Annotated in this window: 24 protein-coding genes; 5 read left to right on the top strand and 19 right to left on the bottom strand. The window is 61.8% G+C overall.

The window, feature by feature from the left end; genetic code table 11:
- Positions 1-146: 146 nt before the first annotated feature.
- Together RBI05_RS06675 and RBI05_RS06670 are read right to left on the bottom strand one after the other, a co-directional pair.
- Positions 147-1,103, bottom strand: coding sequence for a glycosyltransferase family 2 protein (locus RBI05_RS06675; protein ID WP_310550516.1), 957 nt, complete (start codon positions 1,101-1,103; stop codon positions 147-149).
- A 117-nt stretch (positions 1,104-1,220) separates the two neighbouring features.
- Entirely contained in the window at positions 1,221-1,988 is a 768-nt protein-coding gene (locus RBI05_RS06670) for a YheC/YheD family protein (protein WP_150458858.1), read from the bottom strand.
- A gap of 176 nt (positions 1,989-2,164) precedes the next feature.
- Between RBI05_RS06670 and RBI05_RS06665 the strand changes: the two genes are divergently transcribed.
- A complete protein-coding gene (locus RBI05_RS06665) occupies positions 2,165-3,316 on the top strand; it encodes a glycosyltransferase family 4 protein (RefSeq protein ID WP_310550515.1) in 1,152 nt (383 codons plus the stop codon).
- A 129-nt stretch (positions 3,317-3,445) separates the two neighbouring features.
- On the opposite strand, the gene RBI05_RS06660 is transcribed toward RBI05_RS06665, so the two are convergent.
- The 3 genes from RBI05_RS06660 to RBI05_RS06650 form a co-directional block, all read right to left on the bottom strand.
- Positions 3,446-4,687, bottom strand: a complete 1,242-nt coding sequence (locus RBI05_RS06660) for a DUF445 domain-containing protein (protein WP_310550514.1) — start codon at positions 4,685-4,687, stop codon at positions 3,446-3,448.
- A gap of 97 nt (positions 4,688-4,784) precedes the next feature.
- Positions 4,785-7,340: an FtsX-like permease family protein gene (locus tag RBI05_RS06655; RefSeq protein ID WP_310550513.1), complete on the bottom strand. Its 2,556-nt coding sequence runs from the start codon at positions 7,338-7,340 to the stop codon at positions 4,785-4,787.
- 4 nt (positions 7,341-7,344) lie between these two features.
- A complete protein-coding gene (locus RBI05_RS06650; protein ID WP_310550512.1) occupies positions 7,345-8,058 on the bottom strand; it encodes an ABC transporter ATP-binding protein in 714 nt (237 codons plus the stop codon).
- Positions 8,059-8,263: 205 nt separating this feature from the next.
- On the opposite strand from RBI05_RS06650, the gene RBI05_RS06645 reads away from it, so the two are divergent.
- Complete coding sequence (locus tag RBI05_RS06645; RefSeq protein ID WP_191089650.1) at positions 8,264-9,172, top strand: ArsR/SmtB family transcription factor; 909 nt, start codon at positions 8,264-8,266, stop codon at positions 9,170-9,172.
- A gap of 20 nt (positions 9,173-9,192) precedes the next feature.
- Positions 9,193-10,410 carry an MFS transporter gene (locus tag RBI05_RS06640; RefSeq protein WP_310550511.1) on the top strand — a complete coding sequence of 406 codons (1,218 nt, stop codon included), beginning with the start codon at positions 9,193-9,195 and terminating at the stop codon, positions 10,408-10,410.
- Positions 10,411-10,538: 128 nt separating this feature from the next.
- Here the strand turns inward: RBI05_RS06640 and RBI05_RS06635 are convergent, their stop codons facing one another.
- The 9 genes from RBI05_RS06635 to RBI05_RS06595 all read right to left on the bottom strand — a co-directional run bounded on the left by RBI05_RS06635 (position 10,539) and on the right by RBI05_RS06595 (position 17,503).
- A complete protein-coding gene (locus RBI05_RS06635) occupies positions 10,539-10,991 on the bottom strand; it encodes an AraC family transcriptional regulator (protein WP_310550510.1) in 453 nt (150 codons plus the stop codon).
- An 89-nt stretch (positions 10,992-11,080) separates the two neighbouring features.
- The gene (locus RBI05_RS06630; RefSeq protein WP_408638314.1) at positions 11,081-11,851 is read right to left on the bottom strand and encodes a DUF6492 family protein; all 771 of its coding nucleotides are present in this window, start codon (positions 11,849-11,851) and stop codon (positions 11,081-11,083) included.
- A gap of 178 nt (positions 11,852-12,029) precedes the next feature.
- Positions 12,030-12,245 (bottom strand): DUF6953 family protein, encoded by a 216-nt coding sequence (locus RBI05_RS06625; RefSeq protein ID WP_408638313.1) that lies wholly within the window; start codon positions 12,243-12,245, stop codon positions 12,030-12,032.
- A 167-nt stretch (positions 12,246-12,412) separates the two neighbouring features.
- On the bottom strand, positions 12,413-12,592 hold the full coding sequence (locus RBI05_RS06620) for a hypothetical protein (RefSeq protein ID WP_150459794.1): 180 nt from the start codon (positions 12,590-12,592) through the stop codon (positions 12,413-12,415).
- Between the two features lie 137 nt (positions 12,593-12,729).
- Entirely contained in the window at positions 12,730-13,500 is a 771-nt protein-coding gene (locus RBI05_RS06615; protein ID WP_150459795.1) for an ABC transporter permease, read from the bottom strand.
- Positions 13,497-14,312, bottom strand: coding sequence for an ABC transporter ATP-binding protein (locus tag RBI05_RS06610; protein ID WP_150459796.1), 816 nt, complete (start codon positions 14,310-14,312; stop codon positions 13,497-13,499). The genes RBI05_RS06615 and RBI05_RS06610 overlap by 4 nt, the downstream gene beginning before the upstream one ends.
- A 36-nt stretch (positions 14,313-14,348) precedes the next feature.
- Entirely contained in the window at positions 14,349-15,404 is a 1,056-nt protein-coding gene (locus RBI05_RS06605) for an ABC transporter substrate-binding protein (protein ID WP_310550508.1), read from the bottom strand.
- A 59-nt stretch (positions 15,405-15,463) separates the two neighbouring features.
- The gene (locus tag RBI05_RS06600) at positions 15,464-16,915 is read right to left on the bottom strand and encodes an aryl-sulfate sulfotransferase (RefSeq protein WP_310550507.1); all 1,452 of its coding nucleotides are present in this window, start codon (positions 16,913-16,915) and stop codon (positions 15,464-15,466) included.
- A 45-nt stretch (positions 16,916-16,960) separates the two neighbouring features.
- Positions 16,961-17,503, bottom strand: a complete 543-nt coding sequence (locus RBI05_RS06595; protein WP_150459799.1) for a MarR family winged helix-turn-helix transcriptional regulator — start codon at positions 17,501-17,503, stop codon at positions 16,961-16,963.
- Between the two features lie 382 nt (positions 17,504-17,885).
- Between RBI05_RS06595 and RBI05_RS06590 the strand changes: the two genes are divergently transcribed.
- Together RBI05_RS06590 and RBI05_RS06585 are read left to right on the top strand one after the other, a co-directional pair.
- Positions 17,886-18,854, top strand: coding sequence for a DUF4183 domain-containing protein (locus tag RBI05_RS06590; protein WP_310550506.1), 969 nt, complete (start codon positions 17,886-17,888; stop codon positions 18,852-18,854).
- 159 nt (positions 18,855-19,013) lie between these two features.
- Positions 19,014-19,409 (top strand): SUI1 family translation initiation factor, encoded by a 396-nt coding sequence (locus tag RBI05_RS06585; RefSeq protein ID WP_310550505.1) that lies wholly within the window; start codon positions 19,014-19,016, stop codon positions 19,407-19,409.
- Between the two features lie 68 nt (positions 19,410-19,477).
- Here RBI05_RS06585 and RBI05_RS06580 read toward each other — a convergent pair whose 3' ends face one another.
- From RBI05_RS06580 to RBI05_RS06560, 5 genes are all read right to left on the bottom strand, one after another.
- Complete coding sequence (locus tag RBI05_RS06580) at positions 19,478-20,260, bottom strand: ABC transporter permease (RefSeq protein WP_310550504.1); 783 nt, start codon at positions 20,258-20,260, stop codon at positions 19,478-19,480.
- Complete coding sequence (locus tag RBI05_RS06575; protein WP_150459803.1) at positions 20,257-21,174, bottom strand: ABC transporter ATP-binding protein; 918 nt, start codon at positions 21,172-21,174, stop codon at positions 20,257-20,259. The genes RBI05_RS06580 and RBI05_RS06575 overlap by 4 nt, the downstream gene beginning before the upstream one ends.
- Complete coding sequence (locus RBI05_RS06570) at positions 21,171-21,374, bottom strand: PLD nuclease N-terminal domain-containing protein (protein WP_310550503.1); 204 nt, start codon at positions 21,372-21,374, stop codon at positions 21,171-21,173. The genes RBI05_RS06575 and RBI05_RS06570 overlap by 4 nt, the downstream gene beginning before the upstream one ends.
- Complete coding sequence (locus RBI05_RS06565) at positions 21,374-22,492, bottom strand: helix-turn-helix domain-containing protein (RefSeq protein WP_310550502.1); 1,119 nt, start codon at positions 22,490-22,492, stop codon at positions 21,374-21,376. Before RBI05_RS06565 ends, RBI05_RS06570 begins: the two co-directional genes overlap by 1 nt.
- A gap of 819 nt (positions 22,493-23,311) precedes the next feature.
- The coding region (locus RBI05_RS06560) for an IS3 family transposase (protein ID WP_310550677.1) at positions 23,312-23,467 on the bottom strand (156 nt) is incomplete at its 5' end.

The following is a 23,467-nucleotide window of genomic DNA, read 5'->3' as shown; positions in this document are numbered from 1 at the left end:
TCGTTTGTATGTACCAGTATACGCTAAAACCTCTCCCCGAAGAAGCGGGGAGAGGATGGAAAAGCACCCGCCGCCGGCCGCTCCAGCCGGCGAATACGGGTGCACGGGCCCTGCGGGCGGCCGGCTGGGCGCCTCAGCGCTGCGCTCTAGTCGGCAGGCAGCTTGCTTCTCCCTGCCCAGGAGTCCGATTGTCCGCTCATGACGGCTCGCAGCCGTTCCAGTCCCCGGCGGTAGCCGCGGCTGGCTTCGGCATCCCTCCGCAGCCGGGTCTCCGCGTACAAGAAGCCCACGGTCCACAGCAGCATTCCGTAGCGGAGCCGGGTCATGGGAGTGCGCAGCCGAAGCAGCTCATAATGGTTCACCACCTTGGAATAGGAGACCTGCTCCCGCCGGTCCCTGGAAGCCGGAGATCCGTGGTGCAGCAGCCGCATGGCCGGGTTGACCAGCATCGGGCCGCTACGCCCGGCGATGAACGACAGATACAAGTCTTCTCCCAGACTGTAGCCGGTGAGCCATTCCTCCGCTTCGGCCCCGCTCAGCGCGGAACGGCGGAAGCACATATTGCAGCCGTGAAGAAACTCCGTCCGGAACGTCCGCTTCTGGCGGTTCCACAGATTCATGGAGGAGGCAAATCCGCTGTAGGACAGCTTGCCCGGGGACAGGCGCCCTCTTCCGCTGAGCAGCATGAGCATTCTGCCCTTCAGCGAACAGGAGAATCCTTGATCCACGCCGCCGACTCCCACCGCCTCCGGGTGAGCGGCCAGCGTCGCCCGAAGCTGGGACAGATAATCGGGCGCCAGCTCCACGTCGTCGTCCAGGAACAGCAGCATTTCGTTGCGCGCGGCGCGAACGGCGTACAGCCGGGACCGGATCAGACCGGCCTCGGCCGGATTTTTGCGGTAATAGATCAGATCGACCCACTCCGGAGCTTGCTCCCGCGCCCCATCCAGCCAGGAACGGGACGTTTCGCCGTCGTCAATCAGCATCAGTTCGATGCGTGCGTCTTCGATCCGCTGGCTGTAGAGAGACTTCAGGCAGCGAAGCAAATCGTCATGCCGATTCCGCGTGCAAATTGCGATGGATAATCTCCAGAAGCCATCCATAGTTCTTCTACTCCCGCCTTTCTTCAACTTCCACGTCCATCCTGATGCCTAACAGATGCCACTACTTACCCCGTGATGCAGGTAATGAATCAGGAAATTTTTTACTTTATCAGGATTTCAATGGCCGTTCCGGAGCCGGAATCGCCGGTATGCCATGACTTTCCGGTACATGGATTTGTCGTGAAGCTGATTGAAAATGTACGGGTCCGGGTTCGTGTTGACCTCGATAATCCACGGGGTCAGCGCCGGGTCCAGCCCGATATCAATTCCTAATTGATGGAAGCCGGGGTAGTGCTTGCCGTAAAACCGTCCGATCCGCTGCCCCAGCCGCTTCAGCTCACGGACCAGTTCCCGTTCCCGGGCCTCGCTCATATGCGGAGCCAGCAGGGTATGAATATCCGTAGGCTTGCCGCCGCTGTGATAATTCGTAACGGCCTTGCCTTTGGCTGCCACCCGGCCAATCAGCCCTGTGGTCTCCCAGCGTCCCTTCGGACTGAGCTGGACCATAACCCGCAGATCGAAGCGGCGGCCGCCGTGCTTCAGCAGCGGAATGCCCCGCTGAACGAGATAGCTCCGCTTGCCCGCCCGCTGCCGCAGCGACCGGTAGAGGCTGTCAAACCGGTCGAACCGGTAGATCCGCGTTCCCGACTGGTACTTGTATCCCTGGCCGAAGGGCCCCCGTTCCATTTCAACCCGCATCACGCCGTTGCCGTAAGTTCCCCTCTCCGGCTTCACATAGACCATCCCGTAACGGTGCAGCATCCGCTCGACATGTCCTGCCGTCATCCGGCTAGTCTCCGGAATGAGCGGCGCGACTTCCGGGCTCTTCATCAGAATAACGGTTTTGACCCATTTGCTGGTCATGGTTGTTCGTCTTTGTCTCATGCCCACTGCCCTCTCTGCTTCTGGCGGTATTCGCTTTTCGCCAACAGAATATGCGAGAGGACTGCGGAAGGCATGGGATAAGGGCCTGCTCACCCGTGTCTGGCCGCGCATCTTCCGCATATGCTGAAGCGACAGGCCGCCGCCCGTCTGTCGGCGGCCAGGGAAGGAGTGAGTCCATGCGAATCTGCTTCATCGCGCCGCCGCGGTTCCCGCTCCCGGGCAGCGGTTCCGTGGAGATCAGCATCTGGGCGGCGGCCCGGCGGCTCGTGCTCCGGCATGAGGTGACCGTGCTCAGCCGCCGGGCCCCGGGACTGCCGGAAGAGGAGATCCGCGAAGGCGTCCGGCTGCTGCGGCTTCCCGCCGCTCCGTCCTTCCGTTACGCCGAAGGAATCGTGGAGGCGATCGCCGCCGGGAACTTCGACCTCATCCAGGTCGATAACCGGCCGGCGCTGCTGCGGGCAGTCAAAGAAGCCTATCCTGCACTTCCGGCAGTGCTGTACCTGCATTCGCTGACGTTCGTGCCGGCGGGACCGCTTACCGCAGCCCGCCTGTATCCCGCAGACGCCGTCATCGTCAACAGCGCTTCTCTTGCCGACCGGCTCCGCCGCCGGTTCCCCGGCATGGGCCTCGCCCCGCAGGTCGTGCCGCTGGGCGCCGATCTGTCCCGGTTCGTCCCGGCAGACGAAGCCCTGCGGGACCGCATGCGCAGTCTGTACCGGATTTCTTCCCGCCGCTACGTCCTTCTCTTCGCGGGAAGGGTGATCCCGCGCAAGGGCCTGCCGGTGCTGATCCGCGCCGCCGCACGCGTGAACCGGTTCTATCCGGTTCAGCTGGTCGTTGCCGGAAGCGGAGACGCCCGGTATATCCGCCGCCTCCGGAGTCTGGCCCGGCGGCTTCGGCTGCCGTTCCTGTTCCTGGGCCCGGTACCCCATGGCGACATGCACCGCATCTACCAGGCGGCCGACTGCTTCATCTGCCCCTCCCAGCGGCATGAGGCCTTCGGGCTCGTGAATGTGGAAGCCATGGCCTCCGGGCTGCCTGTGATCGCTTCCGCGATCGGCGGTATAGTAGAGATTCTCGGCTCCGGCCGAACCGGGATGCTGGTTGCCGACTACCGCCGCCCCTCGGCCTTTGCCCGGGCCATCCGCACCCTGATCCGCCGTCCCGACAGGGCACGGGCGATGGGCGAAGAGGGGCGGAGGGCGGCTGTCGACCGTTACGGCTGGGAAGCCACGGCCCGGAGACTGGAGTCTCTGTACAGACAGACACTGGAGTCCCGGGCCGTCCCGGCTTCTTCGCCTCCGGTATCCGGACAGAGCAGATGCTGATAGATATGCAGCCTCTCGCCGCCTCTTGCCGCCTTTTACCTCTTGTGCCGCAGGGCGCACGCCAAAAAGCAGGGCTCCCCTCCCGGGGGGCCCTGCCTGTTCTTCGCTTCTTGAAATCGGGGCAGCCGTTTAAATCAGCTGAATCACGGTCAGAACCAGGCCGACGGCAAAGCCGCAGATGGCTCCGTTCACCCGTATCCACTGAAGATCCCGGCCGACTTTCTCTTCGAGCATGGCAACCAGGCTGGCGTCGTCCATCTGATCCAGGTTCTCTTTGACGAGCACCCCGATCCGGTAGTGATTCTTCTCGACCAGGCCGACCAGCGCTTCGGTAACCCGGGTCTCCCACTGCGCAATGAGCTCCGTCTCCTGCCCGAGCCGCCGAATCAGCAGCGCGTACAGCGCCCATACCCGCCGGCCGCCGGCCGCCCGGTCCTCGTCGATCATCCGCAGCACACCGCCGCGGAGCTCTTCCGCCCGGGCAAGCAGGAAGGCGGCGGCCGCCTCGCCCTGCAATTCGGCGGCTCCCCATTCCTTGAGCCGCCGGATCCGCTCTTCGTCCTGAATGAGACTGTAGAGGGCAATGCGGATCTCCTGGAGGATGCTTCCGCGGTAGCTGCTCTCTTCATCCTGCAAATCCCGCACCGCCGACAGCAGCATGTTCTGGAGCAGATCTCCCAGCATGCTCTCATCGACAAAACTGACAAAAGCCTGGAACGCCATGCCTTTCAGTCCGCCGAGCTTAACCTCGGCCAGCTTGGCGGCGGCGATGGAGCCGAGCATGGCCCGGGTCTCGGGACGTTCTGCCCAGCCGGATACCTGAGTCAGCGCATAATCCATCGCTTCCCGGTCCTTGCCGTCGCCGATCATCCGGTCCAGCACGGTCTCCGCCGCCTTGTCCAGCTGCGCCTCCTTCAGATAGGCGGCCAGCGCCGCTTGCAGATGCGGCACCGCCTGCTCTGCCGGGAGGCGGCGGACCAGCATCTCCGCCTGGTCCAGCAGCATGCGCCGGCGCTCCCGTCCGGCGAAGAAACGGGTAAGCTGGCGCGATGCCAGCGGCACGAACCGCACGGTCCGCAGCTTCGCCCGGATGCTCTCCTTGTTCAGCAGCTCGTTCTCCATCGCCGAGATCAGCGACTGGATGATTTTGTCCCGATTCTTCAGCAGCAGCGACGTATGCGGAATCTTCAGACCCAGCGGATGCCGGAACAGCGCCGTCACCGCGAACCAGTCCGCCAGGCCGCCGACCAGACCGGCCTCGAAGCCTCCCCGCAGCAGCTCCACTCCTGTATAGTCAGGCAGAAACAGCGTGGCCAGAAAGCCAAGCGCCATGACCGCCAGCGAAATCGTAGCCAGATTCCTGGACTTCATCTCTAACAACCTCCCGCCAATGTCACCTTCCATTCGGATTCTTTCATTGTAGCATGAACCCGCAGCAGGCTCCAAAGGGCGTGCGGCTTGCTCCGGTCTACTCCATCCCCCGCAGCAGCTCCGCCGGCTTCGTCCGCAGGGCAGGAACAGCCGCGATCCAGGCGGCGGCCAGAGTCGTGAGGACGCACAGAGCGATGCCGTAGACCACTCCTCCGGCATCGAGAGCCGCCGGCAGCTTGAACATGAACTTCAGGGCAAGCTCGCTCAGCAGCAGGGCCGCTCCGGTCCCCGCCGACCCGGCGATCAGCGACAGCAGGAGATTCTCCAGCAGAATGGCTCTCAGGTTCTGGGGGTTGGACATGCCCACTGTCTTCAGAATCGCAATTTCTCTTCTGCGGCGCAGGAGATGGATCACCATCTGGTTGCCGATGGTCAGAACCGCCGTAATCAGGGAGAAGAGAGTAACAACCGAGAAGAAGGCGCCGATGACCCGAATCATCGCGTTCAGACTGGCGGAGGCCGTCCCGGAGACGGAATAGGCCATGGCCGAAGCCGGCAGCGCCTCATTCAGCTTCTCCAGCACAGCATTCGTCCGGCCGCCGCCGTCCAGCGCGAACATGACCCGGGAAGGAGCGCCGTACAGGGACAGCGCAGTCCGGTCCACTCTCATGCCCGCCGTCTTCACAAAGCCCGATTGAAAAAAACCGACGACCGTGAAGGATACCGGCTTGTCGCCCAAGAGAACCTCCACCCGGTCGCCCGTCTTGATGCCGAGCAGCCGGTAATCCTCCAGCAGCAGGGCGCTGCTGCGGGAGGAATCCGCGGCATTCAAATCGCGGCCGCCGGAGAGAGAGTAGGCCCTGAACCCGGCAGCCGGGTCAATCCCTTCGATATTCAGCTTGTTGGAAGCAAAAAAGGTACGGCCGGCCGAGAGCTCCCGGAGCCGGGGAACTGCATCCTTTCCGTTAATGGCCCGCAGCATCCCCGATACCTGGATACTCTCGGTCCAATCCCGGATTGAAAGGGAGCGAAAGGCGGCACGCGCCGCTTCGGCATCGGCTGACGAGCTTGTAACGAGCACATTGCCCCGGGCTTCCGCCTCCAGCTGCCGATTGACCGAATGGGTCAGGTTCTCTTCCAGCATCCGGCTGGAGACGGCGGCGCATACGCCGATGCTGAGAACCACCAGCAGCCACCCGTAACGTCTCCGGTCCGCCGACAAGTGATGGAACGGTACATACCAGCGGGAAGGAACCCTCCTTCTCGCCGCTCCGATTCCACGGAGCAGCCCGGAGAACAGCGCAGCGCCCCCTCTCGCCATGAAGGCGGCCAGAGCGAGAAGGCAGCCGATAGCCGCCCCGATTCCGACCAGGCGGATATCGGGCAGACCTGCCGAACCCGGAAGAAGGGTCGGCTGCAAATAGAAGGCCGCAGCCAGAGACAGCGCCGCTCCGATGGCTCCCTTTCTCCGGATTCCCATCCCGCTGGGCGGAAGCGGGAATTCCGCGCCTTCCCGCAGAAGCGGAAGCGGTGAGAGCGGCCTCATGGCTCTCAGCGGGATACGGACCGAAGTCCAGGCGGACAGCATCCCTGCCGCAGCGGTCATCGCCGCCGCCTTCCGGGAGAACTCCCAGGACAGAGGCACGTTCAGCAGGCTTCCCAGCTTGCCGGTCAGCCAGAGACTGGCGGGAACAGCCGCCGCCAGCCCCCCGGCTGTTCCCGCCAGGCCGATGAGCAGACCTTCGGCAAGGAACAGGCCTTCAATGGACCGCAGCGGCATTCCGGTTGCCTTCATGACGGCGATCTCCCGCATTCTTGAACCCAGCGCCTGCTTCATCGTATTCGATATCGCCATGGCGCTGATCGCCAGCGTCAGCAGGCTGAACAGCTGGAGCAGCAGCAGTACCATGCGGACCCGGCTCTTCTCCCGCTCGGCCTGCGCCCCGGTATCCGTAAGGGACGCATTCGGGAACTGCCGCTCCAGAGACGCCCCCTTACCGGCGGCCGACGCCGCCGGACTCCACTTCACCGCCAGCTCGTTGACGCTTCCGGCCGGCGCATTCAGCAGGCGGACGGCCTGCTCCCGGCTGATGTAGGCGGTGCCCAGAATATCGGCGTCGCCATACGATTCCTGCACCTGCCGGACCAGTCCTTTCACTTGGTAGACATGCAGATTTCCGTCGGAACTGCTCGGCAGGCTGACCCGGTCGCCCGCCTTGACCCGCAGGCGGCCGGCAGCTTCGTCCGTAAGAAGAATTTCGTTCGCTTTCAGGCTGCGGATACCGGGATACCGCTCCGCTCCGTACAGCGGATACCGGCCGGGATCGATGCCTTTCAGAATTATGCTGGTTGTTCTCTTCTCCGACCGAATCATGCTTTGTCCGACATAGGAGGCCGCGATGGACGCGCCCCTGTCCGTCTGCCGGACCCGGCGGCTGGCCTCGCCCAGCTGCAGAGGCTCCAGATAGGACTCGACCCGGATGTCGCCGCCGAGCATCAGGCGGGCCGAACTTTCGATCGAGCGCGGAGCCAATTCGGACACCAGGAGCATGCAGAAGAGACTCGCGCTTCCGATGACCAGAGCCAGAACCGTGAACCCGGTTCTGAATCTGCTGCGCCACAAACTTCGGATTGCAGAACGGATAGCGATCATTCCCTCACCGCCCTTCAACCGGCCGCCGCTGATCCGCTTCGACCTCGCCGTCCCGAATGCGGATAACCCGGTCCGAGAGGGCGGCCACCTCGGGATCATGGGTGGCAATGATGAACGTCATGTTCAAGGTCTCCTTCAGGCGCAGCATAAGGCGGAGCACATTCAGGCCGGATGCGCGGTCCAGATTTCCGGTCGGTTCATCGGCGAGAACCAGAGCAGGACGGTTAATCAGAGCTCGCGCGACCGCCACGCGCTGCTGCTGGCCTCCCGACAACTGATGCGGAAGATGCTTGAGGCGGCCGGCCATCCCTACAAGCTCCAGCAGCTCTTCAGCCCGGCGGCGCATTTCATTGCGCCGGACACCCCGCATGCCAAGCATAGGCAGCATGACATTCTCCAGCGCGGTCATGGTCGGAATCAGGTGAAAAGACTGGAAGACAAATCCGATTCGGCGCGCCCGGAATTCCGCCAGCTTCCCCTCCGCAAGTTCGGAGACCGCCTCGCCCTCGAGCATAATCCGTCCTCCGCTCGGCTTCTCCAGCGTTCCCAGAAGACTCAGCAGCGTCGACTTGCCGCTTCCGCTCGGACCCATCAGACTCACCATTTCCCCTCGGCTGAACTTGAGGGTCATCGGTTTCAATACCGGCACCGGCCCCGCTTCGGAGGCGTACTCCTTGTGAAGATTTTCGATGAATAGAACCGGAGATGTCGCTGCCACCTGAACGTCCCTTCTCTCTCCCATAATATACCTTTCAGACTGTAGGACGACGGTCCTCCGGCCATCCCTGCAATTTCTTCCGGCTTTTAAGGGGATGCGCCTCTTGACTTTCTTAATTAATTTCATTAAATTGGAATTATAATGATGTTCTATAATTATAGAACAAATAATTAGTTCTAATTTTATTAAAGGATGGTTGATGATAATGGACTATCGGGTGGAAGTCGATTTTGCCCCTATGTATGAGTGCCTGTCCAGTACGATTGCGTTCTTCCACAAGCAGAATCACACCAGCATGGACAGCGGGAAGGAATGGGTGCGCCGGGTCCAGGCCGACTTCGCTCCGTCGCTGCTCCAGCGAATGAATGAGGTTGTGAAGGTAACTGAAGATTTCGCGCTGTCGCCGTTTATCTGGCGCTGTCCGGGCGAACGCACCGTCTCTTCATTCCTGGACTGGTTCGACGGACTGTCTTCCGGTGATCTGTATGAGCTGACGGCTTCTTTCGGCTCTCCCGTCCCTCCCAACCTGACCGAGATGCGCGACCGGGCCTCCGACATGCTGCGGGAATGGGACAACGGCTACTTCCGAAGCATCGACCCGGCCATTCTGCAAGGCCTTGAGCAGGAGGCAGAGGCGCGGAGGGCTCTTGTAGAACAGGCGGCTCCTCTGGAGGCGGTCGAAGACGCGACCCAGGGAATGCGGTTCTATTCCACCGGCCGGATGAAGCTCGTCGTGCTGACGCCCCAGTATCATACCCGGCCGCTGGTGACAAGCGCGATATACGACGAATACGCATTCATCAACTATTCCTGCGATGTTCTGCCCCCCGCCAACGGGCGGCCCGAAGCCCCGCTGCTGCGGCTGACCCGGGCGCTGTCCGACGAGACCCGGCTGTATATTCTCCGTCTGCTGTCCGGCAGGCAGCTGAGCTTCACGGAGATCGTCAAGGAAGTCGGCCTCTCCAAAAGCACAATTCACTACCATTTGATCGCCCTGCGCGCCGCCGGGCTGATTATCGTTCATTCCGGCGAGAAAGCCTCCGCTTCCTACAGCCTGCGGCCGGAAGCGCTGAAAGTTCTCACCGAGCGGATCGGCGCCTACCTGAAGCCTTAACACCCCAAGGAGGGACCCCTATGCGCACACGCAGTTATTACGGTCTGCTGGCCACCGTCTCGCTCAGCACCTTCGGCGATGCCTTTGGCCTGCTGGCTATGGAATGGCTGGTCTATGATCTGACCGGCTCCAAGCTGGCCATGGGCGCGCTGGCGCTGAGCTCCGGCATCCCCGAGCTGCTGGTTCGCCTTGTCGGCTCGCCGCTCTCCGACCGGCTGCACCGCGTCCGGCTGATGGCCGGTCTCTCGGCCATCCGGCTGCTGGCCGTCCTGCTGCCGCTCGCGATGGGCCTGGCCGGCGAGCTGCGGCTGTGGCATCTCTTCGCCGCGGCCGCTCTGAGCGGCGTCTGCTCCGCCCTGTTCCTGCCGTCGGCGATGGCCTCCATTCCCGGGCTTGCGCCAAGCGGCGGGCTGGTCCGCGCCTTCGCCCTCGCCGACGGCCTGAAGGGCATGGCGGCCTTGCTGGGTCCGGCGGCGGCAGGGCTCGTTACGGCGGCTGGCGGCGCGCTCCCCGCGCTCGGGGCCAACGCCGTCTGCTGCGCGGCCGCCATCGCCGCGCTGCTGGCCATCACGGGAACGGAGCGCCCGGCCGCTTCGGGCGCCGTCTTTTCCATCAAGCTGTATCTTCATGAAATCGGCGAAGGATTCGCCTTCTACCTCCGGACGCCGGCCATGCTGACCATTATGCTCATGGCTGCCGTCAGCAACCTGAGTTCCGGCGCCATCTGGACGATGATGGTTCCTTACGTCCGGGAAGTGCTGCACCAGGACGCGGGCGCCGTCGGCACGCTGTCCACCGCTTCGGCGTTCGGGTATCTCGCCGGGCTTGGTCTCGTCTCCTGGATGGGAGACGTGTCGCACCGGCGGCTGACCATGCTTGGCAGCCTAGCCGGAATCGGGGTCATCAACATGCTGTGGAGCCAGCTCCCCTTCTATCCCGCCGCCCTCTTCGCCGCCGGCGCCGCCGGGTTTCTGAGCCCGTTCTTCAGCTCGCTGAGCTCCTCGCTGCACGGCCGCCTGGTACCCGCCTCGCTCCAGGGCCGGGTGAACTCCATCCGCTTCCTCATCGGCGGCGCACTTCAGCCGGTCGGCGCGGTTGCAGGCGGCGCCTTCGCTGAACTCTGGGGCGTGCCCGCCCTGTTCCTCGCCGCCGGACTGCTTCCCGTCCTCTTCTGTGCGGCTGCGCTGCTGCTGCCCGGACTGAAGACGCTGGACGGCAGGCTGCCGGCGGCGTCCTAGACGGCGAGGAGGCGCCGTTCCGTTCCCCGGGTTCTGCCGCACCGCCTGGGCATCCCCAAGCCAACAAGCCGCCCGCGTCCGGACGACGCGAGCGGCTTGCTCAAGTTAGAATGACGGGTCGATTCGATTCAAGCTTCAATCGGGACGCACAGCTCGCAAAGGCCGTTCTGCAGCAGCCCGCCCTCATACCGTTCCACAATCGGACCGGCCGCAGGTCTCCATCCCCCGGCGGCCACAGCCCCGGCGATCTCGCTCCAGGCCCGCGCCACTTCTTCGGCCGTGTGGCCGATCCGGCAGACCGCATACGTTCCTCCCGGCCAGAACCCTTCGGTTACAGAACCGTCCAGCTCCTGCTCCGCACCCACCAAGAGGCAGACGTCATAGCGGCACTCCGCAGGCGGCGTTGACGCCGGGTCATCCTGCGCAATGCCCAGAATCACCGCCCGTTCATCCAGAAGATTCCGTTCTTCGGCCCAGCGCTTCAGCTTCTCCATCCATTCTCGGGCCGCGGGCCCGTAAGCCCCCGTCCGGCGCATATAGGCGATCCGGCAGGGAGAATAAGTTACAAGGGTCAGATTCACTTCTCGTTCTCATCCTTTCGCTCGTACAGGTATTGCCGCGGCTCCTTGAATCTAACAGAGTATAAAATGAAATGCACCTTTTTTCTCCGCTACTCCTTCTTCCGGCTGTAATCCTTCCGCTTGTGAAAAGACAGCGACCGGCAGCGCTTCGCCAGCGCCTTCCGCCGCTCCGGCGGCAAGGCTTCCGGCGATGTGTTCAGACTGCGGTTGCGGGCCGGACGGAGGATCATGCCGGACCGGTCCGTCCGGTACATATAATTGCCGTAGGTCTCGAATTCGGAAAAGGCGAACGGACGCTTCCGGTCCATGCTCTTGAGGACCGCCCGGTACCACGGCAGGCCGTGCCTCGCCTCGATCTCCCGCTTCATCCGGGCCAGCGCCGCCCGCTCGAACAGCATGTAATGGGTGACAAAGGAGACCCGGGCCGGACGCGGATGGCCCATCAGCCGGCGGTAGGTGCGAAAATATTCCGGCTGGCTCCAGTTCCGGGTGTAGAAGACGGTCTTCCCGTCCTTGCGGAAGCGATGCGGCGCGATCAGTACCGTGTCGGCGTCAATCACCAGAAAATAATCGGCGGTGCAGATCCGGTCGCCGCCCAGCTTCAGCAACTGCTGGAACAGCCAACCCGACCGTTCCCAGGTCTGCGAGCGGTAGACCACACCCTTCTTGGTCAGCGGCAGCACCGTGTTCTCGTCCACAAACGTGCAGCCTTTGCGGCGGCAGAACGCCAGCAGGCGGGGCTTTCTCGGGGCCACAATTAAGATGCGCCCGATTGAATGCTTCACCTGGGCCCGCACCCCGTCCACCACGGCCCCGAGCGTGGATAAATCCTTCTCGATGGCCGGAATCAACACATCTATGCGCAAAGTAGGTCATCTCCCGTTATCCGTTTCCCACAGCTTATGACAGGGAACGGCAAAAGGGCCGGGCGGCGCAAGCGCAGCAGCGGGTTCCGTCTGCCTTGAAGGATCGCGGCCAAGCCGAAGAAGGCCGCCCGGGAGCCGGACGACCTATCTTCCATTTTTTACCTTCCCGTTCTTACGTCCACGCCCACAGGAAACCGTCGCGGTCCCAGGCGATCCGGCCGCGATGCAGCTTCCGGAACGCCTTCTTGACTTCCTTGTCCAGCGAGAGGTTGCCGTTCTCGCCGACAAAGACAAACGACTCGCCGTAATGCGAGCGGACCAGCGCAATGGCATCCTCCTGGCGCAGGGCGCCGGTGAAGCGAATCTCTTCGACCATCCATTCTGCGATATCCTGCGCGGAAGCTTCGCCGCCATCGGCCGGCTTCGGCTGGACGTTCGGGCGGTAGGAGCGCTGCTCCGCCGCCGGGGCCGACTGTGTCGGTCTCTCTTCCTTGGAATCCATAGCTACCTTCTTTCCGGGCCCGTCCTGTCTTGCCGCCGCCGGGCGCACCGTTCTTATCTTACCAGATCGGCCGCCCAGTACAACAGCACGCAGACCGCGCCGGTCGCCAGCAGGGCAACCAGGGCATTGCCCATTCCCAGGGCAGACCCGGAGCGCACCCGCTCCCCGATCCGCGCCTTGCGGGACCCGAACTCTAGGCTGCCGTCCTCTTCTTGCCATTCCTGCGGAAGCATGGAAGATCCTCTCTTTCCCCGCGAGCGCCGCCGCGTTCAAGGCGGCGGCGCTTCGCGGCAGGGTAAACCTCTGCATCCAATATTTTACCAGAAGTTTACCAGCCTTCCATCGGTCTTTCGTCCTTATCGGGGAAGTTCTACTTCCGTCCCCCGCCGATAACTCCGTACCGGTACAGCACCTTGCGGCCGAACAGGCCGAGGAGACGGTCCGTCGTGAATCCCATAAATCCGAGGCAGAACAAGCCGACAAAGATCCAGTCTGTCCTGAAGAACAGCCGCGAGTTCCAGATGAGATAGCCGACGCCCTCATTGGAGGCAATCATTTCCGCGCCGATAATGGCCATATAGGAGGTCCCCATCGCCAGCCGGACACCGGTGAAGATATATGGCGCTGTGGCCGGAACGATAACGTGCAGCAGAATTTGCCATTCACTTGCCCCCATGCTGCGTGCCGAACGCAGCTTATCCTCTTCTACGGCCAGCACGCCGGTAAAGGTGTTCAGCACCACGATAAAGAAGGTCGCATACAGGATAAGCGCAATCTTCGACTGCTCGCCGATGCCGAACCAGACCAGGAACAATGTGATGAAGGCAATGGGCGGGATGAAGCGGATGAAATTCAGCAGCGGTTCGGCGAACAGCCGGATGACCCGGACCTTGCCGATGATCAGGCCTGCCGGGATCGCCAGCAGGCTGCCGAGGCTCCAACCGGCCAGCACGCGGAAGAAGCTGATTCCGATGTACTGTCCAAGCGTCCCGTCCAGCAGCAGCTCCCGCCCGCCTTTCAGCGTCGCCCAGGGTCCGGGAATGACATCCGGTCCGTAAGCCCAGGCGCCGAGCTGCCAGACCAGCAGCGAGCCGAGCCACAGAAGAACGAGCGAGACTCCTTTGGTCTCCAGCCATTTCATAGGCGGTCTACCTCTCCTTCCTCTTCCTCAAAATGTCCCTGAATCGCGTTGTACAGCTCCCCGAAGCCCGGGGCCGCAACATCGCGCGGATAAGGCAGCGGGTTGTCGTAGATATGAGCGATGTTCGACGAAGGCCCCCGGGACATAATTCCGATCCGCTGGCCCAGAAGCAGCGCTTCCTGAATATCGTGGGTGACGAAGATCACCGTCTTGTTCGTCTCCCGCCAGATGCGCACGAGCTCCTTCTGCATCGTGCGCCGGGTCATGGCGTCGAGCGCCCCGAACGGTTCATCCATCAGCAGAATCGCAGGGTCGCCGGCCAGCACGCGGGCAAGCTGGACCCGCTGCTTCATCCCTCCCGACAGCTCCTTCGGGAACTTGCCGCCATGCCCCGCCAGACCGACAAGCCCGAGATAGCGGTCCGACACCTCCCGGCGCTCAGCCTTGCGCATTCCTCCCATTCGGAGCCCGAACTCCACGTTCCCGCGCACCGTCAGCCAGGGAAAAAGCGAGGAATCCGCCTGCTGGAACACCACCGCCCGGTCCCGGCCCGGCCGCTGCACCTCGGCGTCGCCCACCGTCAGCTTACCGCCGGATTTGGCGACAAATCCGGCAATCATGTTCAGCAGCGTAGACTTGCCGCAGCCGCTCGGGCCGAGCAGGATGAAGAACTCTCCGCTCCGGACGACCAGGTTCACATCCTTGATAATATAATGCAGGTCTCCGGGCGAGGCAGACCCGTAGGTTTTGCGCAGCCCTTCAATCTGAATAGTATGAAGGCCCTCGTCCTGCGCTCGCTTCAGGGATGACATCACGGCATTCCTCCCGATCAATAATAATGGTAATGCCTAATTGCCGCTTCCGTACGTAACGGATTCGGGCAGCGCCTGCTTCAGCGGCTCCAGGCCGAGCTTCGTCTTCAAATCAAAATCCTGCCGGATAATCTTGGACTGAACCATATATTCCTTTTGGTTCTCCAGGCTGTCGTAGGCCGCCTGCGTGAAGCCGATATTCCACGGATTGTTCGGCAGGTCCTTCAGCGTCGCTTCCTTCGGCTGTTTGACTTCCCGGTACATCAGGTCTGCCGTCTCGTCCGGATGGGCCTGCGAATACGCCGCCGCTTCGTCAACCGCCTTGAGGAACCCGGCCACCGCTTCCGGCTGCTTCTCAATCAGCTCGTTGCCGGCCACCAGGCCCGTTCCGAGCCGCACGCTCGTCTTGGACATGTCGCCCAGCTCATGCACGCTGTCCAGCGCAACCAGTTTGTCAATCAGCGCCGAGCCCGTGAACCAGGCGGCATCGACCTCGCCCTGCTTGAGAGCGATGAACGCCTCATCGAATGCGCCCTGTCCCACCAACTCCGCATCCTTCACGTTCAGGCCGTTCTCCTTAAAATAGACATCCCACAAATACGGCAGGAACGTGCCGCGCATGAAGCTGAGCTTCTTGCCCTTGAGGTCGGCCGCGCTTTGAATATCATTGCGGACATAGAGCTTCCAGACCGAAGCCGCCTGGTCGGTCGCCTGTCCCGCCGAGGCGATAATGCTGTACTCTCCCTTGGAGACGGCGTTCAGCAGCGGGAAATCAGCGCCATATGCTATATCCACCTGTTTGATGAACAAGGCATTCACCCCCTCCGCCGGCGTGCCGAAGTTGACGATGGTCGCGTCGATCCCGTTGTTCTTGAAAAAGCCCTTGGCCTTCGCCACCTTGAACACCGGATTGGTGTTCGTGTCGGCGATGTTCAGCTTCACGAGCGCCTTCTTCGACGCCGCTCCGCTGCCGGACGCTGCGGCATTGCCGCTGTTCCCGCAGCCGGAGAGCGCCGGCAGCAGCGCAAGCAGCAGGAGAAGCGCTGCTGCGCGAGGAAGACGAGCCGGGGTTGACGGATATTTTCTGGACATGAGAATCCCACCTTTAGCTTATGGATAAGTAATTCCGGTACTTGCCCGGCAGCCAGCCCTTAGCGCCCCTTGCGTTCCGACTCCTCCGAGAAGGCGACGCAGGCGGCGCCCTCTGTGAACGGCAGGGTCAGCGCCACCTCCGCGACGGAATCCGTTCCCTTCGGAGCAGCGTCCGGCACGCGGAAGTTCGCGGCGTCGATCGGCTCGATCGCCGTCTCGGCCGGCGTTCCCGCCTGCGGCACCCATTCATAAGGCACCCGGTAGGACCGGTAGACCATGTTCGTGTTCCTCTTGTCGGTATAAGGCGAAATATATTCCCAGACGAGCTCATACTCCGGCGTCACCTCGAACAGCCGGCCGTTCGATCCTTCCGTAATGAGGGTGTTGCCGTTCGGCAGCCGCTGGGCCGAGCTGATGTACGGGCTGTAGAACTTGTAAGAGTCGGTCGGGACGGAGAAGCCGGCCTCGGCCGCCGTGTATTCCCAGACGACTTCAAGCGTCGCGGGATTGATCTCCAGCACGCGGGAGTGGTCGCGGATGGCGTTTTTTTGCCCGAATGGAGAAGCCGGGTTCGGCAGACCGTACCCGCCCCAGCCGCCGTTGTCGAATACGAGCAGATTGCCCTCGCCCGGCAGGCCGCGCGGAATGATGTGGGCATGGTGCTGGCCGATGATCCAGCCGATATGCTTCACTTCCGGCAGCGAATAGTCCGGACCCAGACGCCAGACAATTCCGCCCGTCTTACGGTCGGTGATCGCTATAATATTGGCTTCGCGCGCGTCCCAGATAATGTTGTCCGGGTGGAAGCGCTCGTCGCCCGCGTCGTAGAAGCGGTTCGGGCCCACATAGGAAGCCGAATTGATATGCAGCCAGTCGCCTACGCCGCCGCCGAGATGGCCGAAGGACCGGGTGTTGGGGTCGCGGAACAGGACGTTCTTCGCCGCCTCGTCGAAGCCTAGCTCGTCGAAATGATCGCTCGGCTTCCACTGCCAGAGAATGTTCCCTTCCCAGTCCACCTCCAGAATAATGTCGTCCAGCAGCTCCTTGTCGGAGATGGCCGGGTTCTTCAGATTGGTATGGCTCAGAATCAGCGTTCTGCCGCCGTCCGTGCGCGGTTCCTGACCCGGCGCATAGTAGCCGACCGGACTGCCCTCGCGCTGGTAGTCGTGGTGCTGGCGGGCGTACCACAGCGGCTCGAAGCCGGGGTCCGCAATATGCTCGAAGCCGTTGTACTTCCAGACAATGTTGCCGTCCCAATCCACCTGCACCAGATCGACGTTGTCCTGAATTCCGAATTTCGGGTCCCGGCGTCCGGTGCTGCCGAGCACATAGCCGCCGGGAAAAATCTTCGCCGGGAAGCCGATCAGCCCTTTCCACAGCCGCACCTCGCGGCCGTTCATGTCAATCAGCACGACGCCCTCGTTGCCGGCCTGGTAGACCGTGTAGCCGCTCCAGGCCTTCTGCGGATTATAGACGGTGGCTCCCGTCGGATATACAGTTGGATAACCCATGATCTCTGTCCCCTTTGGTATGAAATGGTAACCATTGAACGAAGCTCAGTAACCGAGATAGCGGCTCCGGGCCGCACGCGGCCGCTTCTGCCCGGGAACCGGAACCGGCGCCTCGGCGTTCTGCCGGGCCAGCTCCATAATGGCGGCGGAGAAGCCGTCCAGCCGGTCCGTAATCCGGCGGAACCCCCGGCCCAGAAGGGCCAGCTCTTCTTCCGTGAAATCCCCGAACAGAAGCGAAATACACGCTTCCCCCACATTCCGGTTGCGCTCCATCATGCGGCGTCCCGCCGGTGTAATGTCCAGCAGCACCGTTCTCCGGTCATCCTCCTTGCGCCGGCGCGCTGCGAACCCCGCGGCATCCAGCTTGTCGCACAGCGCCGTGATGGCGCCGGAGGTGAAATCAAGCCGGTCTGCCAGATCGCCCAGCCGCTGCTCGCCCTCCCGGATAATCAGATTCAGGATCATCAGGCCGGGCAGCGTTACGCCATCTACCGAGACCCGGTCCCGTTCCTTCACGAAACGCCTCACCATCCGCCGGAACAGGAAATCCGCTTCCTCCAGTCCTTCCAATCTGCGGTTCTCATCCATTGCCGCCCCTCCTTTCTTGGTGTTCTCCATACCGCCGGCATGCACAAAAAAGACTCTTCGGCGCACCCCTGGCAGGGAAGCGTTCGAAGAGCCTTTGGCGGTCCAATCAGCTCTATATTCGGCTTGCGGCTTACGGTATCAGCTTCATTCTTCAGTGTTCATTTAATGAGCAGTGAAGATTATCCCCATCATAAACCCATAAAACCTACCCGTCAAGTATGAATTTAAAGCTTCCCCTTCTCTCCGCTGCCGCCGTGTCCGCTTCGCAGCAGTTCGAATAGGCATGCAAATAGATCATTCCCGGTCCGCATCCGGGAACCGGGCAAGAGGAAGAGGGAGGTCCATGAACAGAGTTCCAGGGACGGGAAAGGAGGCGCGTGGCTTGAAGCGCCGCTCCGGGAAGAAAGGCGCGGCGCGCTCCGGGAGGGGCGCGGCGGACCGGCCGAAGAACCCGGCGCGGGCGGACCGGCATAGAGAAGCGCGGCGGCGCACGGTGCCGGCACGGCGCACCTCTGCATCCGCAGGTAGACGCCGGGGCGGCAGGAGAGCCGGACTCTTGAAGGCCAGAGCGGAGTACTATGTCGCTGCCGCAGGAGAAGGACAGCGCCTCTATACCGCACGCGACGGCAACGGCGTTCCGCTCCGCTCCCCCTCCCGGATTACCCTGGCCCGCTTGTACGTTAACGGCATTCTTCAGCCGCCGGACCGCTACCGGCTCCGCCGGGGCCGGCTGATTCTGCTGTCTGCGAATACCCCCGCCGCCGGAGCGCCGATCGTGCTCGAGATGGTCGCACTGCGGCTGCCGCGCTCCGGCCTGGCTGCTCTTCCGCCTGTCCGCCCTTGCATCATACAGGCTAATCCCGTGAACAAGCCGTTCTCTTCTTCATATGCTGAATTATCTGACAAGAAGGGAGTGGAAAGACCCATGCCTCCATCTCTGATCAAGTCCTTCATGGCTGCTTCGAGCGTCGTCGCCGGCACCGTCACGACCACCACGACGACCAGCGTCGTCGATACGACGCTTCGTTTCGATACGGTGGTTACCGGAGAAATGATTGATACGGTCGGCGGGAATACGATTATTCCCGCCGCCAGCTTCCGGACCTACACCGGCGATGCCTTGACGACAACCCTGCCCGTAGTAAATCCGGGCGGCTACTACAACGTCTACGTCAACGGCATTCTTCAGGAAGGCGCCCTCTCCTCGCTGACGCCGACCGGACTGACCATCGCCTCCGATGCCATCCTTCCCGGAACTCCGGTCAACCTGGAGATCCATGACTATACCAGCACCTCTTCGGCCTCCAGCTCGGTTCCGTCCCTGACCGTAAGCACGACGATCGCTACCTGATTGTTCGGTCCGCACAGTAAGGCCTGCATTCTCCGGAAGAGGAGGAAGCGGGCCTTATTTTTTAAGGTTAGCATAAGCTTCGTCTGTTACCATGAACATAATCGGTTGGAACCCGGCTTGGTCCATGGACGTAACTTAACCAGGAAAGAGGGATGCAGAATGTACATCAAACGAGTGATGATTGTAGGCACGATGATGGTTGCCATGACGTTCGGAGGGAACCTCGGCGGAGCGGCCGCCGACAGTGCCAGCCCTGTGGCCAAGATTGCCTCGGGAGCGCCGCTTGCCCCGGCGGGCGACGGCAGCGTGACCTCGCTGCTCCGGTTGTCCTCCAAAGAAGAATTGTACGAGGCCCTGTATGACGGCCGCTCGCTGGCCGACATTGCAGACAGCACCGGCGCCAGCATCGGCCCGGTTATCGACCTGCAGGTCGCGCAGCTTGCCGGGCAACTGAAACAGCGGCTGGACAGCGGCTCCATCAGTGAGCGCCAGTATCGGGACCATCTTGCCGAGCTGCGGTCCGTTTTGACCGAGAGCGCCCTGCGCAGCTACTAGGCCGGGCCACGGCCGATCGTCTCTATCTATCTGGACCGCCCGGCCCTAGAGAGTCCGAAGTGCGGCCGCTAGGTCAGCGGCCGACGCTTGAACACAGCCAGCGCCGCGGCCAGCAGCAGCGCCGCCCCGACGCCTGCCGTAACCGCCGCTCCCGTCAGCTCCGAGGCTGCGGCCTCCCCGCGCAGCAGCGGCATGCTCAAGGCGGCAAGGTTCAGCGGATTATATGTCTGCGCCTGCGGAATCAGCTTCGCGACCAGAAGCAGCGCCAGCCCTCCGCCGGCAATCAGCAGCGTCCCGTACGCGCTCTTCACCCATACGCCCGCGAACACGAGCAGCGCCAGAAGGAAGAGCCCCAGCAGCCACAGGCCAAGAACGGCCGGGCCCAGCGAGGATATGCCGGTGCCTGGGAACAGAAAGGCTGTGTACCCGTATGTCACTGCAAAAGCCAGACCGTAGCTGACCGTCCAGAGCAGGGACATGACCAGATACTTGGTCAGAATCACCGTCGCCCGCGGCAGTCCCTTGGCCAGCAGAACGAGCAGTGTTCCTTTGGCCGTCTCTCCGCTCACTCCCCCGCTGAACAGGATTACGGTCACGAACAGTCCCATCTGGGAGATGTTCTTGAAGAACTGGGCCCAGGAATCCACAGCTGCCGGCTCCGGCAGTGTGATGCGAATGCCATTGCTCTCCATTCCGGACAGCAGATCGGGCAGCAGCTTGGCGCTTAAGGGACTGAGGATGCCGAGAATCAGGAAGACGGTCAGCAGAATCAGCAATTTATAGGTGCGCACACTTTCCAGCCATTCCTTGCGGAACCATGCCCGATAGCCTTGTATGACCTGCCTCTTCATTGCACCGCCTCCAGAAACAGACTTTCGAGCGAAGGCTCCAGACGTTCCAGCTTCACCGGCGCCCACTGCCGCTTCGAGAGCAGGTCGATCAGGAGCTGCCCGCCGGATTCGGCGGGCAGCTTCACCGTTACGGCGCTTCCGCTCCGCTCCGCCTGAGCCCCGGCGCTGCGGAGTTCTTCGCATGCCGCCAGCGCCTCCGCCGTCCCGTCATCCGCGAACTCCACCCGGTATCCATCCTGCGTTCCGCGTCTCCGAATATCGCCAAGCGCCCCCTCCAGCACAATCCGGCCCTGATGCAGCACCGCGACCCGGTCGCAGATGCGTTCCACATCCGAGAGAATATGCGTGGACAGCAGCACCGTGGTGCTGCCCCGGGCGGCCGAGAGCAGACCGAGAATGTCTTTGCGGCCGATGGGGTCCAGCGCCGAGGTCGGCTCGTCGCAGATCAGCAGCCGCGGCTCGTTCAGCAGCGCCTGGGCAATTCCGAGCCGCTGCTTCATGCCCCGGGAGAAGCCGCCGATCCTGCGGCGTCTGGCTTCCCACAGGCCGGCCGCCTGCAGCAGCTCCTCGCTGCGGGCGCGCAGCCGGTCCGGCCGCATGCCCGTAATCTCGCCGCAGAGCCGGAGATACTCCAGCGGGCGCATGTAGGCGTAGAATTCGGGCACATCCGGCAGATAGCCGATATGCCGGTTGGCGGCGGTCTCGCCGTAGACCGCCCGTTCTCCGCATACGGAGATGGTGCCGGAGTCCGGCTTGAGCAGGCCGAGCACCATCCTCATGGTTGTGGTTTTGCCCGCCCCGTTCTGCCCCATCAGTCCGAACACGGCGTGTTCGGGGACCGAGAGATTCAGGCCGTCGATCACCGGGTGATCGCCGAAGCTTTTGCAGAGCTGGTCAATCTCCAGAACGTTCACTTTTCCTCCCCCCTCCCGAAGACAAAATAGACCACCGGACCGATAATCTGCAGCAGCAGCACGACCGGTATCCACACCGCCCGGCTGCCGAAGCGGTAGCGGGGATGGCGCAGCACATGCGTAAGTGCCGTCAGGGCGAGGACCAGCTCCAGCACAATCAGGGGAACCAGAAACCGCCAATATTCCTGAAACGTCTCCATTAGGATTCCTCCCCTGCCAGCTGCTTCAGTCTGCCGATAAGGGCCTGGAATTGCGGGTCTCCGGCAAGCGCCGCGAATCCCGGATTGCCCGCCACCGCCTCCAGCATGCTGCGGCGCACCGTCTGTTCATCGCGGGGAAGAGCCGTTCCCAGCTCATTCTCCTCCAGCCACGCGTCCAGCTTGTCGAAGAACTCATCCCCGTGCAGACGCATCGGATAGATGTCCGAAGTGACCAGGTCCGCATAATCCCGAAGCATCGCCACTGCCTCTCCGGTCCGGTTCTGCAGCACATAGCCCTGGGCTGCGGCCAGATAGATGCCCATGTAGACGGCCGGGTGCAGGCGTCCGAGATCGAAGGCCTCCCCGACCGCCAGGGCGCGGCGGAGCGTCTCGTCGTACCGGTCCGGCGCATCGGCGCACAGCATCAGATAGGCCGGCAGGAAGTTGAACATCATCACCAGATTCTGATACATGCCGACCTGAAGGACGGATTTGGCCTCCTCCCTTCTCCCTGTCGACTGATACGCCATCGCAAGGAGCGACTCCGGCGGCATCGCCGGAGCGAGAGAGCCCTCCAGCAGTACCAGCGCAGATTCGGGATCGCCGAGCGTAATCCGGCAGAGCGCCTCCATATACAGGGCCTGCTTGGCAAGCAGCGCATCCTGGCTCTCCGTCCGGACCCGGACGAACAGCTCCTCCGCCTCCCGGATGACCTGATCTGCCGCCTCTTTGTCCCCTGCCAGCATACTGTGGTTCACCAGCAGCACGCCCATCTGCTGCAGCAGCGGGAAGCAGGAGTAATACTTGCGGATGATCTCCCGGCAGCGCCGGGCGACCTCTTCAAACGGACAGCAGGCAAAATCCTTCGACAGCTGCACATACAGCTTGCGGATGTCGGCTGCCGCCATTTGGGGCTGATAGTCCAGCAGCTCGTCGATGCTGATATTGAAATAAGCGGCCAACTGCGGGAGGAACGTAATATCCGGGTAGCTCTGCCCGATCTCCCACTTCGACACGGACGCCTTGGATACGCCGATGTACGCGGCCAGCTCCTCCTGGGTGATGCCTTTTTCCTTGCGTTTGCGGACCAGCACCCGGGCCAAATTGATTTCTTTCATGCCAATCACCTCTGCTCTAGTTGTACCGCAGAACCGGGAGAGTCCACAATGGATTTAAAGTTGAATTTGGTTGATAAAATCAACCGCAGGGAAACTCTCATTCCCAGCGATAGACCCTCTGTCTGTATCCTGCATCCCAGACCGTCTCATCCCCCTCCACCCTGATCGCAAGCTCCTTGCCGGGCGGAAGGAGGATCGAGGCCATTTCCGGCTCATGCTGTCCGGCCTCTGCCGAGAGCCCCACCGGAAATTTTTTAACGAATTCCCGTCTATAAGTAGAGGGCAAAGTGGCTAGCCTTCACGTTACCTTACCTGTATATGTCAACTGGCACGTTACCAGATTGTTCTCTCACAATAACCATCGCTCTATATTGACGTTAGTTGCGGACTAAAATGATAGTTGACTGCTTTATATCCCACACACTATAAAAGTCGGGCTATGTATCTGAATAGTTGCGATTATTCTTTCTCGTCCTCCCTATCGTGTCGGTAATGCTATTTGTTGCGGATTTATTTGCATTTGCTCTTTATTTCAGAAAAACGGGAGAAAACGAAGATAAGAAAATTCCGACTATATACGATGGTTAACTGATGATTTTGGGGTACAAACGAGGTCAGAAGATAACTGAAAAGGGGTATAAAATTCAAGCTAACTGAAAGAAACTGTGGGGGTTTTGAGAATATCTCCTACGGGGGATAGTGGACGTTAAGTTCAGCATGTCTTAGCAGCCGGATTCATTCGGTACTGGGTGAGGGTAAAAGAAAGACCTTGAGGATTGCATGGTCAAGACCCCATTTAGTGGACATTGAAAAAAACACCTAGGCTCCAAGCTGGCGTCGGTACTCTACTGGCGTCAGTTTGTTTAATTTACGCTGTGGTCGTCTTCGGTTGTAAAACCGTATGTATTTCTCGATTCTTCTTTGTGCCTCAGCCATTTTTCGGATATCATAAGGATAGAGTCCTTCCGTTTTGAG

Source organism: Paenibacillus glufosinatiresistens (genome assembly GCF_031470375.1).
In the GTDB taxonomy this organism is placed as follows: domain Bacteria; phylum Bacillota; class Bacilli; order Paenibacillales; family Paenibacillaceae; genus Paenibacillus_AQ; species Paenibacillus_AQ glufosinatiresistens.
Note: the sequence above shows the minus strand (reverse complement) of the source record. Positions and strands in the feature narration are given on the sequence as shown.

Bases quoted from the DNA above. Each gene is read 5' to 3' on its own strand.
- RBI05_RS06675 (WP_310550516.1), bottom strand. From the start codon at position 1,103: ATGGATGGCTTCTGGAGATTATCCATCGCAATTTGCACGCGGAATCGG.
- RBI05_RS06615 (WP_150459795.1), bottom strand. From the start codon at position 13,500: ATGAAATGGCTGGAGACCAAAGGAGTCTCGCTCGTTCTTCTGTGGCTC.
- RBI05_RS06580 (WP_310550504.1), bottom strand. From the start codon at position 20,260: ATGAAGAGGCAGGTCATACAAGGCTATCGGGCATGGTTCCGCAAGGAA.
- RBI05_RS06570 (WP_310550503.1), bottom strand. From the start codon at position 21,374: ATGGAGACGTTTCAGGAATATTGGCGGTTTCTGGTTCCCCTGATTGTG.
- RBI05_RS06565 (WP_310550502.1), bottom strand. From the start codon at position 22,492: ATGAAAGAAATCAATTTGGCCCGGGTGCTGGTCCGCAAACGCAAGGAA.
- RBI05_RS06620 (WP_150459794.1), bottom strand. From the start codon at position 12,592: ATGCTTCCGCAGGAATGGCAAGAAGAGGACGGCAGCCTAGAGTTCGGG.
- RBI05_RS06595 (WP_150459799.1), bottom strand. From the start codon at position 17,503: ATGGATGAGAACCGCAGATTGGAAGGACTGGAGGAAGCGGATTTCCTG.
- RBI05_RS06655 (WP_310550513.1), bottom strand. From the start codon at position 7,340: ATGATCGCTATCCGTTCTGCAATCCGAAGTTTGTGGCGCAGCAGATTC.
- RBI05_RS06660 (WP_310550514.1), bottom strand. From the start codon at position 4,687: ATGAAGTCCAGGAATCTGGCTACGATTTCGCTGGCGGTCATGGCGCTT.
- RBI05_RS06645 (WP_191089650.1), top strand. From the start codon at position 8,264: ATGGACTATCGGGTGGAAGTCGATTTTGCCCCTATGTATGAGTGCCTG.
- RBI05_RS06665 (WP_310550515.1), top strand. From the start codon at position 2,165: ATGCGAATCTGCTTCATCGCGCCGCCGCGGTTCCCGCTCCCGGGCAGC.
- RBI05_RS06585 (WP_310550505.1), top strand. From the start codon at position 19,014: ATGTACATCAAACGAGTGATGATTGTAGGCACGATGATGGTTGCCATG.
- RBI05_RS06610 (WP_150459796.1), bottom strand. From the start codon at position 14,312: ATGTCATCCCTGAAGCGAGCGCAGGACGAGGGCCTTCATACTATTCAG.
- RBI05_RS06670 (WP_150458858.1), bottom strand. From the start codon at position 1,988: ATGAGACAAAGACGAACAACCATGACCAGCAAATGGGTCAAAACCGTT.
- RBI05_RS06605 (WP_310550508.1), bottom strand. From the start codon at position 15,404: ATGTCCAGAAAATATCCGTCAACCCCGGCTCGTCTTCCTCGCGCAGCA.
- RBI05_RS06600 (WP_310550507.1), bottom strand. From the start codon at position 16,915: ATGGGTTATCCAACTGTATATCCGACGGGAGCCACCGTCTATAATCCG.
- RBI05_RS06640 (WP_310550511.1), top strand. From the start codon at position 9,193: ATGCGCACACGCAGTTATTACGGTCTGCTGGCCACCGTCTCGCTCAGC.